General features: G+C 61.4%; 7 protein-coding genes. All 7 read left to right on the top strand.

What is annotated here, in order from left to right:
• A partial coding sequence (locus VK98_RS00825; RefSeq protein WP_048412208.1) for a MotA/TolQ/ExbB proton channel family protein occupies positions 1-679 on the top strand: 679 nt, incomplete at its 5' end.
• Positions 680-689: 10 nt separating this feature from the next.
• Entirely contained in the window at positions 690-1,133 is a 444-nt protein-coding gene (locus tag VK98_RS00820) for a biopolymer transporter ExbD (protein WP_048412207.1), read from the top strand.
• Between the two features lie 159 nt (positions 1,134-1,292).
• Positions 1,293-1,712 (top strand): biopolymer transporter ExbD, encoded by a 420-nt coding sequence (locus VK98_RS00815; protein ID WP_048412206.1) that lies wholly within the window; start codon positions 1,293-1,295, stop codon positions 1,710-1,712.
• A 208-nt stretch (positions 1,713-1,920) separates the two neighbouring features.
• A complete protein-coding gene (locus tag VK98_RS00810; RefSeq protein WP_048412205.1) occupies positions 1,921-3,930 on the top strand; it encodes a M13 family metallopeptidase in 2,010 nt (669 codons plus the stop codon).
• Positions 3,931-4,180: 250 nt separating this feature from the next.
• A complete protein-coding gene (locus VK98_RS00805) occupies positions 4,181-5,446 on the top strand; it encodes a nitronate monooxygenase (RefSeq protein WP_048412204.1) in 1,266 nt (421 codons plus the stop codon).
• 155 nt (positions 5,447-5,601) lie between these two features.
• Positions 5,602-7,281 carry a ShlB/FhaC/HecB family hemolysin secretion/activation protein gene (locus tag VK98_RS00800; RefSeq protein ID WP_156187714.1) on the top strand — a complete coding sequence of 560 codons (1,680 nt, stop codon included), beginning with the start codon at positions 5,602-5,604 and terminating at the stop codon, positions 7,279-7,281.
• Between the two features lie 72 nt (positions 7,282-7,353).
• Positions 7,354-19,587 carry a hemagglutinin repeat-containing protein gene (locus VK98_RS23550; RefSeq protein ID WP_048412203.1) on the top strand — a complete coding sequence of 4,078 codons (12,234 nt, stop codon included), beginning with the start codon at positions 7,354-7,356 and terminating at the stop codon, positions 19,585-19,587.
• Positions 19,588-19,594: the final 7 nt, after the last annotated feature.

Genomic DNA, 19,594 nt, shown 5'->3' with positions numbered 1-19,594 from the left:
GAACGCCCTGGCCGCCGAAACCGCGCACGTGACCAGCAACCCGTACGGCATCGACGCCCTGTGGGCGCAAGGCGACATCGTCGCGCGCGGCACCCTGATCATCCTGCTGATCATGTCCGCGGCCACCTGGTACGTGGGCATCGTCAAACTGCTGGAACAACGCCGCCTGCTCAAGCAAGGCCGCGAGCTGCTGGAATCGCACGGCGCGGAACTGCAAAAACGCGCCAGCGAACTGGCCGACGAAGGCATGTTCAGCGCGGTGGCGGCGGCCGGCATCGACGCGGCGGCCGAACACAAGGGCGAACTGGCCGGCCGGGTCGACCTCAACACCTGGGTGTCGATGGCGATCTCCGACGCGGTGGACTCCGCCAGTCACCATATGCAGAACGGCCTGTCGGTAGTGGCCACCGTCGGCTCCACCGCGCCGTTTGTCGGCCTGTTCGGCACGGTCTGGGGCATTTACCACGCGCTGACCGCGATCGGCATGTCCGGTCAGGCGTCCATTGACAAAGTGGCGGGCCCGGTGGGCGAAGCGCTGATCATGACCGCGATCGGTCTGGGCGTGGCGGTGCCGGCGGTGCTGGGTTACAACTGGCTGGTGCGCCGCAACAAGCTGGTGCTGGACATGGTGCGGGTGGTGGCCGGCCGCCTGCACGCCAGCCTGCTGAACGCGCGCTGAGGCGGCGACGATGAAAGGGCGCAACGCAAGATTCGGCCAAGGCCACGGCAAGGGCGACGAAGACGCGGTGATGTCCGCGATCAACACCACGCCGCTGGTGGACGTGATGCTGGTGCTGCTGATCATCTTCCTGATCACGGTGCCGGTGGTGACGCAGACGGTGAAGATGGCCTTGCCGAAGGAAAGCAACATCCCGACGCAAACCAAGCCGGAGAACATCGTGCTGGGGGTGGACACCGGCAACACCATCTACTGGAACACCACGCCGGTGAAGACGCAGGAAGAACTGCTGGCGCGGCTGGTGAAGGAGGCGAAGAAGGATCCGCAGCCGGAAGTGCACATCCGGGGGGACCTGGCGGCGAAGTACAGCCCGATAGGCCGGATCGTGCTGGCGGTGCAGCAGGCGGGGATTGTGAAGATCGCCTTTATTACCGAACCGCCGCCGCGCAATTGAACGGTGACCTCGAAAAACCGTAGCGAGCGGCACGAGAGCAAGGCGCACCGCGCACAGCGACCGAGATAGTACAAGTTGTACAGCGAGGGAGCGAGCACGGAGTAACGCAGCTATCGAGCCGCGCAGCAGGTTTGTCGAGGTCACCGAAGGAGAACGAAGATGGGAATGAATGTAGGCTCGTCCGACGACGACCTGATGGTGGAGATGAACACCACGCCGCTGATCGACGTGATGCTGGTGCTGCTGATCATGCTGATCATCACGATTCCGATCCAGACGCACGCGGTGAAGCTGGACATGCCGGTGAGCAGTCCGGCGAAGCCGATGGAGAAGCCGGTGGTGGTGCAGATCGACATTGCGCCGGACAACGGCATCTTGTGGAACGGGGAGCGCTTGGTGAACCGGGAGGCTTTGGAGAAGAAGCTGACGGAAGCGGCGGCGCGGGTGCCGCAGCCGGAGTTTCACATCAAGCCGAACAAGGACGCGGGGTATGAACCGGTGGCGATGGTACTGGCGGAATCGCAGCGTCTGGGGGTGACCAAGTTGGGCATCGTGGGCTCTGAGCAGTTTGTGCAGTGAGCCCGCCGGTCTGGCCAAAGCACTCCTTATATATAGCTTTTATTAATCTATATCTTGTCTTTGTCATGAAATTGACGTTTGACCCCTTGTGAGGAAAAGGCAGCCTTCGGGCTGCCTTTATCTTGCCATTGTGAGCCGGCCCGGCATTTTCACCGGAACCAAAACAAGGAAAACAGGGCCGCAGAGAAATGGAGTGAAAGGAACCCCGATGAAAATGAAGTTAGCCCTGATGGCCGCCAGCTTGCTGTTGGCTTGGCAAGCGCAAGCCAGCGCCGTGTCCGGCATCGACAAACGGCATTTCGACAACGCGGTGCGTCCGCAAGACGACATCTATCACGCGGTCAACGGCGCCTGGGTCAAGCACGCGGTGCTGCCGGCGTCCGAAGACAATGACGGCGCCTTCAAGCAATTGCGCGACCTGAGCCAGGAGCGCAGCCGCAAGCTGATAGAGGAGGCCGCCGCCAAGCCGGGCGCCTCGGCTGAGGCGCAAAAGATCGGCGATCTGTACCACAGCTTCATGGACGAGGCCGCGCTGGACAAGCTGGGCCTGGCGCCGCTGCGCGGAGATCTGGCGGAAATCGCCGCCCTGAAGGACAAGCGCGCGCTGGCGGCATGGATGGGCGCGGCTCAGGGCTTGGGCGTGCAACAGCCTTTGGCTTTTTACGTTGAGGCGGACGCCAAGGACGCGCGTCAATACCTGGCTGGTCTGTATCAAAACGGCCTGAGCCTGCCGGACCGCGACTACTACCTGGGCAAGGACGCGCGTTTCGAGAAGGCGCGCCAGGCCTACCGCGCCTATCTTGCCAAGCTATTCAAGCTGGGCGGCTACAGCGAACCGGAACGGCGAGTCCAGCGGGTGTTCGCACTGGAAACCAAGCTGGCGGAAGCCCAGTGGAGCAAGGTGCAGAACCGCGATCCGCAAAAAACCTACAACAAGATGAGCGTGGCCGAGCTGAAAAAGCTGGCGCCGGGCTTTGACTGGCAACCCTTCCTGGACGCGGCGGAGGCCGGCGGCGTCAGCGCCGTCAACGTCAACCAGCCCAGCTATGCGCAAGCCTGGGCCAAGCTGGCGGCCGAACTGCCGCTGCAAGACTGGCAGGACTATCTGGCGGCGCAGACGCTGGACGCCTACGCGCCCTATCTGGACAGCACCCTGGCGCAGACCCGTTTCGATTTCCACGGCAAGGCGCTGGCCGGCACGCTGGAGCAGCAGCCGCGCTGGAAGCGCGGGGTGAAAGCGGTGGAAGGGAATTTGGGCGAAGCCCTGGGCAAGCTCTACGTGCAGGCTTACTTCCCTCCGGAGTACAAGGCCAAGATGGAAGCGCTGGTGGGCAATCTGATGAAGGCCTACGCCCAGAGCATAGACACGCTCAGCTGGATGAGCCCGGCCACCAAAGAGGCCGCCCAGGACAAGCTGTCCAAATACATGTTGAAGATTGGCTATCCCAACAAGTGGCGAGACTACAGCGGCCTGGAGATCAAGCGCGACGACCTGGTGGGCAATATCAAGCGCGGCACCTTGTTCGAATATCGCCGCATGCTGGCCCGCTTGGGCAAGCCGGTGGACCGCGAGGAGTGGGGGATGACGCCGCAAACCGTCAACGCCTATTACAACCCCTCGCTGAACGAAATCGTGTTTCCGGCCGCCATCCTGCAGCCGCCGTTCTTCGACGCCAAGGCGGACGACGCTGCCAATTACGGCGGCATCGGCGCGGTGATCGGCCATGAAATCAGCCACGGCTTCGACGATCAGGGCAGCCAGTTCGACGGCGACGGCAATATGCGCAATTGGTGGACGGCGGAAGACCGCGCCCGTTTCGATCAGCTGACCGGCAAGCTGGTGGCGCAATACAGCGGCTACGAACCCTTGCCGGGCAAGCACATCAACGGCGAACTGACGCTGGGCGAAAACATCGCCGACAACGCCGGCCTGCAAATCGCCTATAAAGCCTACCAGCTGTCGCTGGGCGGCAAGCCCGCGCCGACGATGGACGGCATGAGCGGCGATCAGCGTTTCTTCTACGGCTTCGCCCAGGTGTGGCGCACCAAGATCCGCGACGAGGCCTTGTTGTCGCGCTTGGTGACCGATCCGCATTCGCCCGGGGAGTTCCGCGCCATAGGCGCGGCGAGCAATAGCGACGCTTTCGCCGAAACCTTCGAAGTCAAACCCGGCGACAAGATGTTCAAACCGAAAGACGAACGCATCCGCATCTGGTAAGCGCCGGTTCAATGTCCGCCGCGCTTCGGCGAGGCGGCGTTGAAAACCGCTTGGATAAGGAAAGGCCGGGACCTCCCGGCTTTTTCCATGGGCCGGGGCGTAGCACGGCTGCAATCTGGCGGGCGCATAGTGGCTTGAGCGTGGAGGCCGAGCAAGTGGGCGGCTCGGAGCAAAAACTCTAAAAAAATGGATTTTCCCATAAGGCCGGGGGATAATGCCGGCCAGCATTCAGGAGAGATAGGCTGATTTAATGAAGTGCGTTGACGATTTCAGACTGCGGCTGGGCAAGCAGGAGCTGGTGCCCATCATGATAGGCGGCATGGGCGTGGACATCTCCACCTCGGCGCTGGCGCTGGAAGCGGCCAGGCTGGGCGGCGTGGGGCATATTTCCGACGCCATGGTGCCTACGGTGACCGACCGTCGCTTCAACACCAAATACGTCAAGGACAAGCTCAAGCAGTACAAATTCAATGTCGAGAACAGCGACAAATCCGTCGTGCAGTTCGACTTGGGTTTGCTGGCCGAAGCCACCCGCATGCATGTGGGCAAGACCATGGAAGCCAAACGCGGCGATGGCCTGGTCTTCATCAACTGCATGGAAAAGCTGACCATGAACGCGCCCAAGGAAACCTTGCGCACGCGCATGCACGCCGCGCTGGACGCCGGCATCGACGGCATCACCCTGGCCGCCGGCCTGCACCTGGGCTCCTTCGCTCTGATGGAAGACCACCCGCGCTTCCGCGACGCCAAGCTCGGCATCATCGTCTCCTCGCTGCGCGCCCTGCAGTTGTTCCTGAAAAAGAGCGCGCGCAGCAATCGTCTGCCGGACTACGTGGTGGTGGAAGGCCCGCTGGCCGGCGGCCACCTCGGCTTCGGCATGGACTGGGCGCAATACGACCTGGCCGCCATCGTCGCAGAAATCCGCGATTGGCTGCGAGCCGAGCAGCTGGACATTCCGCTGATTCCGGCCGGCGGCGTGTTCACCGGCAGCGATGCGACCAACTTCCTGGAAATGGGCGCCGGCGCGGTGCAGGTGGCCACCCGCTTCACCGTGGCGCGCGAATGCGGCCTGCCGGAGAAAGTGCAGCAGGAATACTTCAAGGCCAATGAGGACGACATCGAAGTCAATCAGCTGTCGCCCACCGGCTATCCGATGCGCATGATCAAGCACTGTCCGGCCATCGGCGACGGCATCCGTCCCAATTGCGAAGCCTACGGCTATCTGCTGGACGCCAAGGGCGGCTGTTCCTATATCGAGGCTTACAACCGCGAAGTGGCCGCCCATCCGGGCGAGCGCCGCATCAAGGTATGGGACAAGACCTGTTTGTGCACGCAGATGCGCAATTTCGACTGCTGGACCTGCGGCCACAACGCCTACCGTCTCAAAGACACCACAGTCCGGCGCGAAGACGGCAGCTATCAGCTGCTTAGCGCCGAGCACGTGTTCCACGACTACCAGTACAGCAAGGACCACAAGATCGTCTTGCCGGAGTTGGAGAGCATTGTCTTGGCCTAAGCCGGACAGGGCGCGGCAGGCACGAAAACCGGAAGCGAGGCTTCCGGTTTTTTTATGTATTACGTATTTTCACGTAGTTACCTTGTGATTGTCATTATTTAAAATGCGAACATAAATACCATTTAAATAATTTAAAATAATCACTCTAAGCCTCCGTGAACCATACCTTGATTCAGGCCGCCGTTTTGGGCGGCTTTCTTGTTCCCGCCGCCGGAGCTTCCGCGCTGGACGAGCAAATTCTTCGGCATCAGCAACAGCAGCTGGAGCAGCAGCGGGAAGAGCTGCAACGGCGGCCTGACGTGCTGCAATCCCCATCTCCTCTCAATCCTGTCGCCGCGCCCGCTGTGGCTGAGCCGCATCAAGGGGCGTGCTTCGAGGTGAAGCGGATCGAGCTGGAGGGCATGCCCGCCGCCTGGCGCGGCTGGCTGCCCGCGGCGGCGGCTCGCTGGCAAGGCCGATGCCTGGGCTTGCTTCAGCTGGACCAAGTGGTGGCGGAGCTGAGCAATGCGATGGTGGAGCGCGGCTATGTCACCAGCCGGGTGTATCTGCCGGAGCAGAACCTGGGGCAGGGCCGCTTGCGGCTGGCGGTGGTGCCGGGGCGCATCCATCAAATCCGGCTCAAGGACGGGCCGGGCGACCGCGGCCTGGCTTCCGCCTTTCCGCAGGGCGCCGGCGAGATCCTCAATGTGCGCGCGCTGGAGCAGGGCTTGGAACAACTGGGGCGAGTGCCCACCCAGCAGGCGACGATGGAAATCGTCCCCGGACAACAGCCGGGCGAAAGCGATGTGGCGGTCAGCCGCAGCCGTGCGCGCCAGCTGACCGGGCAACTGAGCCTGGACGACAGCGGCCAGCCCGCCACCGGCAGGCTGCAGAGCAACGCCAGCCTGCTGCTGGGCGGCGCCACCGGCTTCAACGACCTGCTGTCCCTGTCCTGGAGCCAGGACGCCGAGCATATCGCCCATCCGCTGAGCCAGGCGCATACCGTGTCCTGGCTGCTGCCCTGGGGCGGCTGGACCGCGTTCGCCAGCTATAGCGCGTTCGCCTACCGGCAAACGGTGCAGGCGGTTAACCAGTCTTTCTCTTCCAGCGGCCATAGCCGCAATACCCAGCTGTCGCTGGCGCGCTTGCTGCATCGAGACCAGAGCAGCAAGACCGAACTCAAGGCCAGCCTGACCCGCAAGGCCTCGCGCAGTTTTATCGAGGACGCGGAAATCGCGCCGCAACGCCGCGATCTGACCATCGCCGGCCTGGAGCTCAGTCATCGCCGCTACCTGGGCGAAGCGGTGCTGGACGCCTCGCTGGGCTATCAGCGCGGCATCGGCGGCTGGGGCGCGCAAAACGAGGCGCAAACCGCCGCCGCCGGCTTCACCGCCCGCCATGAACTGTTCCAAAGCCGGCTGGCCTTGCAGCTGCCGCTGCGCCTGGGCGGCCAAACCTGGCGCTGGAGCAGCGAGCTGCGCGGCCAGTACAGCGCCGACCCGCTGCTGCCGTCCGAGCAGTTCTCCATCGGCAGCCGTTACACCGTGCGGGGTTTCAACAGCAACAGCCTCAGCGGCCGCGGCGGCCTGTACTGGCGCAATGAGCTGAGCGCGCCGCTGCCGGCCCCGGCCGGCGCGCAACTGGAAGGCTATCTGGGCCTGGACGCCGGCCGGGTATCGCATCCGGCTTACGCCGACGATACCAGTCGCAGCCTTTCCGGCTGGACCGCAGGCCTGCGCGCGCAGTTGGCGGGCAAGCTCAGCGTCGAGCTCAGCCACGAACGCGCGATGCGCCAGCCGCAAGGCTGGAACCGGCCCGCCATCACCCATTTCAATCTGACCCTGCTCTGGCAATAAGCCCGTTTTGCCGAGCCCCGGCCTTGAGCTTGCGTTCAAGGCCGGGTCCTGTCCCGTTTCGACGACGCCATCATGAACAAGACACTCTATCGCATCATCTTCAATCAAGCGCGCGGCCAACTGATGGCGGTGCAGGAAACTGCAAGCGGGCAGGGCAAGGGCGGCGGCCGCGGCCAGACTGCGGCGGGGGCGAGATTCGCCGCCGCGCGCGGCTTCGGCTTCAAACTATGCGCGCTGTGGGTGGGCGTCGGTTTGGGCAGCGTCGCGCTGGCGGCCGACATCGTGGCCGATCCGTCTGCGGCGGCCGGCAAGCGGCCGACGGTGATTCAGGCCAATAGCGGGCTGCCGGTGGTGCAGATCGCCGCGCCCACCGCCGCCGGCGTATCCCACAATCAGTACCAGCAGTTCAACGTCGGCCCCAAAGGGGTGGTGCTCAACAATAGCGCGCAAGTCGTCAATACCCAGTTGGCCGGCTATGTCGGCGGCAATCCCAATCTGGCCGGCGGCAGCGCCCGCATCATCCTCAACGAAGTCACTCACGCCAACCCCTCGCAGCTGAACGGCTATCTGGAAGTGGCCGGCCAGCGCGCGCAAGTGGTGGTGGCCAACCCGTGGGGCATCAGCTGCAGCGGTTGCGGCTTCATCAACACCCAGCAAGCGATGCTGAGCACCGGCGCGCCGCAACTCAACGCCCAGGGCGCGCTGACCGGTTTCCAGGTCAACGGCGGCGCCGTCAGCATCAGCGGCGCCGGCTTGAATGCCGGCAATGTCGATAAATTCGCCATCATCAGCCGCGCGCTGCAAGTCAATGCCGAACTGCACGCCAAGCAACTGGATCTGGTGCTGGGGCGCAACCAGGTGGACGCCGATACCCTGCAGGCGCGGCCATTGGCGGCCGACGGCTCCGCCGCGCCGACCTTCGCGCTGGACGTGGCGCAACTGGGCGGCATGTACGCCAACGCCATCCGCCTGGTGGGCACCGAGGCCGGGGTGGGCGTCAATCAACAAGGCGAGATGGCCGCGCGCGCCGGCGATCTGCAGTTGACCAGTGCCGGCGACTTGTTGCTGAAGGGCAAGACCTTCAGTCAGCAAGACATAAAGCTCAACAGCGGCGGCAAGCTGGAACACGGCGGCCAGACCCGCAGTCAGGGCGCGCTGCAAGTGGCCGCCGTCGGCGCGGCCCAACTGGACGGCAGCCTGACGGCGGGCGGCGCGCTCGACATTGAAGCGGCCGCGGTGGCGGGCAAGGGCAGCGTGGCCGCCGGCGCACAAGCCGACGGCAAATTGGGCGAGACCGGCGCGCTGACGCTGCGCAGCCGCGCGAGCCTGGATTTCCATGGCGAATTGCTGGCCGGCGGCGATGCGAGCATTCAGGCGGGCAAGGCCCAGTTGCAGGGTGCGGTTGTAGGCGCCAGTCACGGCGATTTGCGGGTAACGGCGGACGAGGATTTGAACGCCTCGCAAGCCAAGCTGGGCGCTAAGGGCCTGGCTCGCTTGCAAGCCGGCGAGGGGATCCAGCTGCGGCAAGGCACGTTGAGCGCCGGACAGCTAGAACTGCAGGCGAAGACGCTGGACAACCGCGGGGGCCTGATTGCGCAAAGCGGCGCGGCCGCCGGCTTGGTGGACGTGCAAGGGCTGCTGGACAACCGCGACGGCGTGATCGCCAGCCAGGGCAAAACGCTGACCGTGGACGCGGCGGCCATCGACAATCGACATGGCGAAATCAGCCACGCCGGCGCGGATACGCTGAGAGTGAGCGCGGACAAAATCGACAACCGCGAACAAGGCAAGCTGCACAGCGACGCCAAAGCCGAGATCAAGGCGGCGGAGCTCGACAACGCGCAAGGGCGATTGACCGCCTTGCAAGGCCTGGAGCTGAACGCCAGCGGCGCGCTGCGCAACGACGGCCTGCTCGGCAGCGACGGCCAGCTCAAGCTGACGGCCGGCCAGTTGGACAACGGCGCGGGCCTGATCCAGGCGGGCAAGGACCTGCAACTGACGGCGGCCAGCGTCAACAACGCCGACAAAGGCCAGATTCTGGCCTTGGGTAAGGACGTGGCCAGCAGCCTGGAAATCAGCGGCCAGCTGAACAACCAGGGCAAGATCGCCGGCAATGCCGGGCTGAGCGTCAACGCCGCCGACATCGACAACCACGGCGGCACGCTGCAGTCGGCCGGCCAGTTGAAGCTAGAGAAACAAGTCAGCTTGAACAACGACGGCGGCCACATCGTCGCCAAGGATCTGAACCTGAAGGCGGGCACGCTCAGCAACCAGGGCGGCGAAGTCTTCGCCCAGCAACAGCTGGACGCCAAGCTAGGACAGCTGAACAACGCCAAGGGCAGCCTGATCGGCTCGCAAGGGTTCACTCTCAGCGCCAGCGATGTGCTGCGCAACGACGGCCTGCTGGGCAGCGACGGCACGTTCAAGCTGACGGTTGGGCAGCTAGAGAACGGCGTCGGCCTGATCCAGGCCGGCAAGGAGCTGCAACTGACGGCGGCCAGCGTCAACAACGCCGACAAAGGCCAGATTCTGGCCTTGGGTAAGGACGTGACCAGCAGCCTGGAAATCAGCGGCCAGCTGAACAACCAGGGCAAGATCGCCGGCAATGCACAGGTGGATATTAACGCCGCCGACATCGACAACCACGGCGGCACGCTGCAGTCGGCCGGCGAGTTGAAGCTGGAGAAGCAAAGCAGCTTGAACAACGACGGCGGCCACATCGTCGCCAAGGATCTGAACCTGAAAGCGGCCACGCTCAGCAATCAGGGTGGCGAAGTTTTCGCCCAGCAGCAGCTGGACGCCCAGCTGGGACAGCTGAACAACGCCAAGGGCAGCCTGATCGGCTCGCAAGGGTTCACTCTCAGCGCCAGCGATGTGCTGCGCAACGACGGACTGCTGGGCAGCGATGGCCAGTTTAAGCTGACCGCTGGCCAACTCGAGAATGGCGCGGGTCTGATCCAGGCGGGCAAGGACCTGCAACTGGCTGCGGCCAGCGTCAACAACGCCGACAAGGGACAGATCCTGGCCTTGGGTAAGGACACCGCCAGCAGCTTGGAGATCAGCGGCCAGCTGAACAACCAGGGCAAGATCGCCGGCAATGCCGGGTTGAGCGTCAATGCCGCCGACATCGACAACCACGGCGGCACACTGCAGTCGGCTGGCGAGTTGAAGCTGGAGAAGCAAGCCGGCTTGAACAACGACGGCGGCCATATCGTCGCCAAGGATCTGAACCTGAAGGCGGACACGCTCAGCAACCAGGGTGGCGAAGTCTTCGCCCAGCAGCAGCTGGACGCCCAACTGGGGCAACTGAACAACGCCAAGGGCAGCCTGATCGGCTCGCAAGGGTTTACCCTCAGCTCCAGCGAGGTGCTGCGCAACGACGGGTTGCTGGGCAGCGATGGCACGTTCAAGCTGACGGTCGGCCAGCTGGAGAACGGCGTCGGCCTGATCCAGGCGGGCAAGGACCTGCAACTGACGGCGGCCAGCGTCAACAACGCCGACAAGGGGCAGATCCTGGCCTTGGGCAAGGACACCGCCAGCAGCCTGGAGATCAGCGGCCAGCTGAACAACCAGGGCAAGATCGCCGGCAATGCACAGCTGGATATCAACGCCACCGACATCGACAACCACGGCGGCACGCTGCAGTCGGCTGGAGAGTTGAAGCTGGAGAAGCAAGCCGGCTTGAACAACGACGGCGGCCATATCGTCGCCAAGGATCTGAGCCTGAAGGCGGTCACGCTCAGCAACCAGAGCGGCGAAGTCTTCGCTCAGCAACAGTTGGACGCCAAACTGGGACAGCTGAACAACGCCAAGGGCAGCCTGATCGGCTCGCAAGGGTTCACTCTCAGCGCCAGCGAGGTGCTGCGCAACGATGGCCTGCTGGGCAGCGACGGCACGTTCAAGCTGACGGTCGGCCAACTGGAGAACGGCGTCGGCCTGATCCAGGCGGGCAAGGACCTGCAACTGACGGCGGCCAGCGTCAACAGCGCCGACAAGGGGCAGATCCTGGCCTTGGGCAAGGACGCCGCCAGCAGCCTGGAGATCAGCGGCCAGCTGAACAACCAGGGCAAGATCGCCGGCAATACAGAACTGAAGGTCAACGCCGCCGACATCGACAACCACGGCGGCACGCTGCAGTCGGCCGGAGAGTTGAAGCTGGAGAAGCAAGCCGGCTTGAACAACGACGGCGGCCACATCGTCGCCAAAGACCTGAATCTTAAAGCGGACAGGCTCAGCAACCAGGGCGGCGAAATCCGCCACTTGGGACAGTCCATGGCGCAATGGCAGGTGCGTCAGCGTCTCGACAATCAGCAAGGCACCTTGTTCAGCAACGGCGGCCTGACGCTTGCGGCCCAATCGCTGAACAATCAGCAGGGCTCGTTGAGCAGCCTGGGCGCGCAATCATTGCAGTTGGCCCAAGGCTTGGACAATCAGGGCGGCGCCTTGGTCGGCGGGCAGGGGCTGCAATTGCAGCTGGGCGCGGCCTTGAACAACCAGGGCGGTACGGTGCAGGCCGAATCCCTGCAACTGCACGCGGCCAGCCTGGGCAATCAGGGCGGCAGCATCAAGGCGCTGGGAGCCGGCGACGGCAAGGTCGCCATCGGCGGGACGCTGGACAACTCCGCTCAAGGCCTGTTGGCCGGCAATGGCCGTCTGGAGGTGAGCGCCTTGGCCTTGGACAACCGCCAGGGCGTTTTGCAAAGCGCGGCCAAGCTGGACGTGCAAGTGGCGCAACTGGCTCAGAACCAGGGCGGCAAGATCCAGGCCGGGCAACTGCAGCTGAAAGCCGCCGAGCTGAACAACCAGCAAGGTCTACTCAGCCAGGCCGGTGACAGCGCAGCCAAGCTGGAGTTAAGCGGCCAGCTGGACAATAGCCGGCAGGGCAAAGTGCTGTCCAACGGCCAACTGCAGGTGACGGCGGCGGACTTGCTGAATGCCGGCGGCACGCTCAGCAGCCAGGGCGATTTGCAACTCAGCGCGAGCGGAGCGCTGGACAATCGCCAGGGCGCTTTGGGCAGCAACGGCGCTTTGAAGTTGAACAGCGCCAGCGTGGACAATGCCGGCGGCCTGATCCAGGCCGGCCGCACCTTGAGCTTGGACAGCGGCAGCTTGCTCAACCAGGGGGGCAAGCTGTTGGCGCTGGGCGGCGGCGACAGCCGCGTGACGCTTAGCGGGCAATTGAGCAACGGCGGCCAGATCGCCGGCAACGGCGATTGGCGGATCAAGGCGCAAGGACTGGACAATGCCGGCGGCAGCCTGCTGAGCGTGGGCAGCCTGGGTATAGACACGGTGACCCTGGGCAATTCCGGTTCCTTGCTGGCCGGCAAGGATTTGAGCCTGACCCTGGCCAGCGACTTTATCCATGTCGCGGGCAGCAAGTTGCAGGCCAATGGCAAGCTCAGCATCAGCAGCAGCGGCAATCTGATCAATAGCGGCCAGTTGCAGGCCGGCGGCGATTTGGTCTTGAACGGCGTCAGCTGGACCAATAGCGGCGAGGTCAACGCCGGGGGCAAACTCAGCGCTGCGCTGAGCCAGGCGCTGAGCAATAGCGGCAAGCTCAGCGCCGGCGTCTTGCAACTGAACGCCGCCAGCGTGTTGAACACCCACTCCATCACCGGCGGCGATATCTCCATCCTGGCCGCCAGCCTGGACAACGGCGGCAGTCAGGGTCTGATCGCCTCTGCCGGCAATATGGCGCTGGATATCGGGCAAACCCTGAATAATCACGACGGCAGCTGGTTGTATAGCCAGGGGGATATGCGCATCGGCAAGGCCGGAGCGGCCGCAGGGCAGGTGATTAACCATGTGGCGACTTTGCAGGCGGATGGGGGGCTGTCCGTTGATGCTGATGCTGTACATAACTCTGGTGAAAAACTGAGAGTAGATAGGGTGGTGGAGCAGTCTGTAGTAGAGAGGGAGGTTTATCAATATAAAACGGCAGTTACAGGGGTGGTTGAAGGTAACTGTGGGGGGTCAAGAACTTGTTATTATAGGGTTTCTTATATTGGCTATGTTGTGCCTGGAGTTATTTATCAATATTTTGGGGCGGGGGGGGCGAAAGGTCGTTATGTAAAATATGAAGTTTTGAGTAATGATGTTGAGAGATCAAAGCTGGTGCTTAAAAAAATCCCTTATGTTTATAGTGGGGATTATGTGCCCGATCAGTGGGGGCGCGTGTCGGTTGAAGAGATTAGTTATTTTAAAAAGGATGAAAAAGGGTATTTTTATTTGCCTGGGTATGATCCAGCAAGGTATGTACTCCCAGTTGATGGTTTTAGAGGGGTTGCAATGAACCCGGCTGACTTGAGTTCAAATTTTGATTGGCAAAACTTTTATAACACGAATAGAGGTGTAGGGGTAGCTTTCACAAGTGGTGAGGTTCGTGTTGAAGGTAGGGATGATATTGCAGTCAAAGGTGAAAAGGCTCGTGTGAGCACTACATTGAAAACGTTGGAAAAGTCCGAAGGAGGGAAGGAGGGGGCGCGGTTTTTAATTGGTGGAGATTTGAGGGTTAATGCGGTTGAACTAAAAAATGAATATGCCGATATTTTGGTTTCAGGTAGTGGCAGCGTTGATGTAAAGAAAGGGGTAAGTAATGTCGGGCAAGAGCTGTTTCAGACTGAAACTACTTATAGCGTTAGCAAGTTGTTTACGAATGATCTCTCGAAGTCGATGACCTGTTCTTTGGATTGGAGAAAGTCAGGTTGTTTTTATGAGGTTGCACTTCCTGTAAAAGAAACAAAAAAAGTAACAGCATCGATTGACGCCACCATTAGTACTGGCCAAAAACTCTCACTACAAGCCCCCACCATTTCCAACGGCAAGGCTTCGCAACTCGACATCTCTCTAACTACCGGCAATAGCCAGCCCGCAGCGGCGGCGGTAAATACCGCGGCGGGCAAGGCTTTGACGCAGGTCGATGGCGACGCGGCCAGCGCGGGCAAGAAGCTGGGCGGCAAGCCGCTGGATGCCCTTGCCTCCGCGCAAGCGTTGGCTGGGCCGCTGACTGGCGCGCAAGCGGCGGCGGATCTGCAAAAGTCCGCTGTGACCAGCCAAGCCGGCGCGCAGTGGGACGGGACCAAAACCTCGGTGTTGCCGCAGCAAGTGTTGCTGGAGTCCGCCGGCACCAAGGCGGCCAACCCGGTGGCCGGCGGCTATAGCCTGCCTAATAACGGTCTGTTCCAGACGCGCCCGGCGCCGGCGCAGCCCTATCTGGTGGAGACCGACCCGCGCTTCATCCAGTACAACAATTTCATTTCGTCGGATTACCTGCTCAAACAATTGGGCTACGACCCCAGCCGCGTGGAAAAACGCCTGGGAGACGGTTTCTACGAGCAGCAACTGGTCAGCCGCGCGGTGACGGAACTGACCGGCAAGCGCTTCATCGGCGGCAACGCCAACGCGACGCAGCAATACCAGCAATTGATGAACCAGGGCGCGGAATACGCCAAGCAATTCCAATTGACGCCGGGCGTGGCGCTGTCCGCGGAGCAGATGTCCCGACTCACCGCGGACATGGTGTGGCTGGTGAATCAGAATGTCGACGGCCACGACGTACTGGTGCCGGTGGTGTACTTGGCCAAGGCGCAGGAGCAATCGCTGCGCGGCCAGGGTGCGGTGCTGGCCGGCAGCCATATGGCGTTGCTGGCCGATGGCTCGCTGATCAACAGCGGCACGCTGAAGGCAGACAACAGCCTGTTGGCGCAAGCGGGCGATATCCGCATCGAAGGCGGCAAAGTGCTGGCCGGCGGCGACCTGGGCCTTGGCGCTCGCCACGATCTGCTTGTTGGCGATGACAAGCAACACAGCCAGGCCGGCAGCGTGATCCAGGCAGGCAACCTGCAGCTGCAGGCCGGCAACGATCTGAAGCTGCAAGCCGCGCAGTTGCAGGTCAGCGGCGACGCGCAACTGCAGGCCGGCCGCGATCTGGACATCGCCAGCCGCGAAAACCGTTACAGCCATGCCGGCAACACCGGCCGCAGCCAGTACAGTTATCAGCAAGTCGACCATGTCGGCAGCACGCTGCAAGTGGGCGGCAGCCTGGGTTTCAACGCCGGGCACGACCTCACGCTTAGCGGCGCGGAGGTCAAGGCCGGCGGCAAGCTGCTGGCCGTGGCCGGCAATGAGCTGACCCTGCAATCCACATTGGACAGCAAGCAAGGCCAGGGCAGCTGGAATGGTTGGGGTTGGGGCGCGTACTCGACGCTGGACCAGACTCGCCATGCCACCCAGCTGCAGGCCAGCGGCGATATGCTGTTGCAAGCCGGCGGCAATCTAGCCCTCAACGGCTCTCAGGCCCAGGCCGGCGGCGGCCTGCTGGCGTTGGCCGGCAAGCAGTTGACCGTGCAAAGCGAAGTCAACAGCCGGCAAGATCGTCTCAATGTGCAGATGGGTTCCAAGGGCTATGGTCACAGTTGGCAAACGGACAGCCTTACCGTGGCTGGCCTGACCAGCCAGGGCAATCTGCAGTTGCAAGCCGGCGACGCCGCCGTGTTGAACGGCGCCAGCCTAGGCGGCCATGGCGGTTTGACGCTGAATGTAGGCCAGGATATCCGCCTGGGGGCGGTGGCTACTCAAAGCCGCAGCGACAACTACTACACCAATGGCGATATCCACAACAACTACGACCTTAGCCAGCACGGCAGCGCATTGTCCGGCGCTAGCGGTTTGACCCTTAATGCAGGCCGCGATATCGCAACTCAGGCGGCCAACATTATCAGTGACGGTCAATCGGTTTTGTTGGCTGGGCGTGATATAGCGCTGGGTACTGCGGACAATAGACATAGCGACTACCACAAGACCGTGCGTAGTTCTGGGGGTATGTTCAATAAAAAAACCGTCACCGATATCAGCTCCCACGACAGCACCACGGCGCAACAGACATTGTTATCCGCCGATGCCATCGTAGCTAAAGGCGTGCGCGACATTCGGGCCGTAGGCGCGCAGATTGTCGCTAACAACGATGTGGCTTTGATTGCGGGACGTGATATTACGCTGGACAGCGCCATAGACCGGGCGCGCTCCGAACATATTCATATAGAAAAAACCAGCGGCATGTTCGGCAGCAGCGGGGGTGGTTCGTTTGGTGTAACCGTAGGCAGCCGAACCAAAGGACTTGAAGAACTGCAGACCAATGCCTCCCATGTCCAGGGCGTGGTTGGCAGCAACGCCGGCAGTCTGCTGATTCAGGCCGGAGGCAAAATCGACCTGATAGGCACCCAGTTGCAAGCGGCCAAAGATATTCGGATTGATGGTCGAGATGTCAGCGGAGTCGCGGTGGTGGATGCATTGGACAGCCGCACGCTTAGTTACACCGAATCCAGCGGTTTGCGTATCGGAGCCAAAAGCACGGTCAGCCAGGCTGCGGTCAATCTGATGAGCACCGCGGACCGCGGCTCGCAAGTCAGCGATCCTAGGCTTAAAGCGCTTTATGCCGCCAAAGCGGCTTACGCCGCCAAAGACTTGTCCACCATGATGCAGTCCGTCAGTCAAAGCACGGACAAGGGCGGCGGTTTGAAGGGCAGGGTTTCCATCGGCTATGGCTATAGCCGTGAAGAAAGCGAGAGCGTCTCCCACGTTGATGTGGTGAAGAAAGCGCAAGCTGCGGCTGGTGGCGAAATAGATATTCGGGCGCGGGGCGATGGGAGTGGAGAAAACGGAGACATCACGCTGACCGGGGCGGCTTTGACTGCCAACGCCATTGCTTTGAACGCCGCCCGAGACCTGATCACCCATAGCCAGGAGGCCATCAGCAGCCAGGAAAGCACCTATCGCAAGCTGGACCTGGAAGCAGGGGTTTACATTGGCGGAAGCGTGGGCAAAGGCGGGGGCAAAGGCGGGATTGGAGCTTACGGCTCTGCGGCAATGAATCAGAGCAGCACCAAGATCAGCAGTCTGACGCATGAGGAAACCACGCTGGACGCCACCGGCAAAGTGCAAGTCAAAACCGGCCGCGACGCTAGTCTGACGGGGACGACCGTACGCGGCGACAGCATCCAATTTGAGGTGGGCAGAAATCTCACATTGACCAGCGAGCAAGATCGGGATCAATACCGACAAAAGAGTTGGTCCGGTCAGATTGAAGGCCGCTATGCCTATGGCAACGATAGCGGAGTGGACGGCAGTCTGAGCTTTAGTCAAACCAAGAGCGATTGGCGCAGCGTGCAGGAGCAAACTGGCTTGTTTGCCGGCAAGGGTGGTTTCGATGTCGCCGTGGGCGGGCATTCCCAGTTGAATGGCGCGGTGATCACGAGCACGGCGGACATCGCCAAAAACAAGTTGCTTACTAATAGCCTGGGCTTTGCCGGGCTGGAAAATTCCGCGGAATATTCCGCCGTCAGTTTCAGCGCCAGTTTCAGCTCCGGCGGGGATGGCATGGGCGGCGCGCCAAAGGGCGGCATGGTGATGCCAGGTTTGGGCGTTCCGCAGCAGGAGTCCAAATCCAGTACCACGAACAGCGCGATAGCCGGCGGCAGCATTACCGTCAAGCAAGATCAGAGCAGCGGCCAAGATAGCACTGCGGGTTTAAGTCGCGACACCGCAAGCGCGGGTGGGCAATTGGAGCGTATCTTCGACGCCAAGAAAGTTGCGGAGCAACAAGAGTTCAGCCGCGTCTTGGGCGAGGTAGGTTTCCGCGCCGTGGGCGACTTGTCTAAGGAAATGGGTTGGAAGGACGGTAGTCCGGAAAAGATGGCGCTGCATGCGCTGATGGGGGCGCTGCAGGCTAAGGCGGGCGGGGGTAATATGTTGGCGGGCATGGCGGCGGCCGGCGCCAATGAATGGATAGGCAGCCAAGTGGCTGATTATCTGCAGAGCAATACCCAGTTGGACGAGCCGCAACGCAAAGCCATTCAGCAGTGGGCAGCCGTCGCCACCGGTGCGGTAGTGGGCGGACTGAGCGGCGGCGATACTGGTGCGGCATTGTCGGGAGGCGCGGTGGCGCTGGATGGGGAAAAGTTCAATAGGCAGCTGCACCCCAGTCAGACCAAGCTGGTGAAGGAAAAAGCAAAACAGTTGGCGGGGAAAGAGGGACTAAGCGCCAAACAATGGGAGGCTCGCCTGTTGGAGCAACTGGCCTTCCAAAATAGCGAGATGTACATTAGCTACCGCAATGACCCGCAGGCGGAAGCCATTTTGAAAGACCTGCAAGGGAGTAGCGGTGTTCGTCTGGATTATCGTGGAACCGCGGACTATAAGAACGATGCATTGAATCTACAGTATCTGCCTCAGATGGCGGATGCTTATGCTCAGTTGCCGCGGCTTAATGGCAGGATGAACCAGGAGCAATTTGCTCGCTATGTTGGGTTGGTGACCGGCGATTTTGCTCATGTTTCCAAGGCGGAGCAGAAACAAGTTGTGTTGCAGTTGCAGGAGGAATATACAGCAACGTTCAAGCAACAATTGGACTTGTATAAAAGCGGAAAAACCGCCTCGCCGCAAGTGATTCAGTTGGATAACCGTCTAGATCAGCTGAACAAGTTGTTGGGTACGGCGGAACACGTGGCGGTGACAAGCGGGGCGATTAACGAGTCTCAAACCAGCTTGATGCAAAGGGCAATCGCATCGGGCCTGTTGTTTTCCACCAATGGCGTCGCCCCCAAGCCGCAAGGCAGGCCGGTTGGCGGCGGGACGCTGGTGAAAGCGGGGCCGGCGAAGGAAAAGCCGGACTACCTGTCCGCATCGCCAGTGCCAGCAAAAACGCAAACCAAGCTGAATGCCAACCGAGATGGGGAAAGCTATCATGCGGAAACTTGGTCGTCGTTGAAGGCTGGGGTGGATCAGATCAGAAAACAGTATCCCATAATGAATGAAAAGGGGATGCCAGCTGGAAATGCAGGTGTGGCAGAAATTAATGTTTATGGTAAAGAGAGTGTGGAAGTGAAGGCGCACTCTAGAATAGGAAACAGTCCAGAAGGGCAGCGAGATGGGTTTGTTAGCTTACCTCCTCCGGGCGAAAGAATTCTAACCCCATATGCAGGTCCTTTTAAAGGGGTGCCAAGGGAGTCGGATACTGAGTTTAAAATATTGGAGGCTTTTGCTCAGAAGTACCGAAATGATGTTGGTGTGCGGGGAAATATTAATTTGTTTACGGAAAGGCCTCCTTGTGAAAGCTGTTCTAAAGTTATTAGGGAGCAGTTTGTGGAGTTGTTCCCCAACGTGGAGGTACGGTTGTACCATGGGAATGGTAATGTCGCAGTTTACAAGGATGGTGGGGTGGTGACAGTTACCCCTTCCGGGGCCGAGCGAAATAAGGGGAAGTGGCCAGTTGCGCCAGATTTGTCTTATAATCCTGTAAAGAAAAAATAAGGAGGTA

Origin of the sequence: Chromobacterium sp. LK11, from assembly GCF_001043705.1 — a bacterium.
GTDB classification, from domain to species: Bacteria; Pseudomonadota; Gammaproteobacteria; order Burkholderiales; family Chromobacteriaceae; genus Chromobacterium; species Chromobacterium alkanivorans.
The sequence above is the reverse complement of the archived record's forward strand: the minus strand, read 5'-3'. Positions and strand labels throughout refer to the sequence as shown.

Excerpts from the sequence above, each read along its gene's own strand:
- VK98_RS00820 (WP_048412207.1), top strand. The coding sequence starts at position 690 with ATGAAAGGGCGCAACGCAAGATTCGGCCAAGGCCACGGCAAGGGCGAC.
- VK98_RS00815 (WP_048412206.1), top strand. The coding sequence starts at position 1,293 with ATGGGAATGAATGTAGGCTCGTCCGACGACGACCTGATGGTGGAGATG.
- VK98_RS00810 (WP_048412205.1), top strand. The coding sequence starts at position 1,921 with ATGAAAATGAAGTTAGCCCTGATGGCCGCCAGCTTGCTGTTGGCTTGG.
- VK98_RS00805 (WP_048412204.1), top strand. The coding sequence starts at position 4,181 with ATGAAGTGCGTTGACGATTTCAGACTGCGGCTGGGCAAGCAGGAGCTG.
- VK98_RS23550 (WP_048412203.1), top strand. The coding sequence starts at position 7,354 with ATGAACAAGACACTCTATCGCATCATCTTCAATCAAGCGCGCGGCCAA.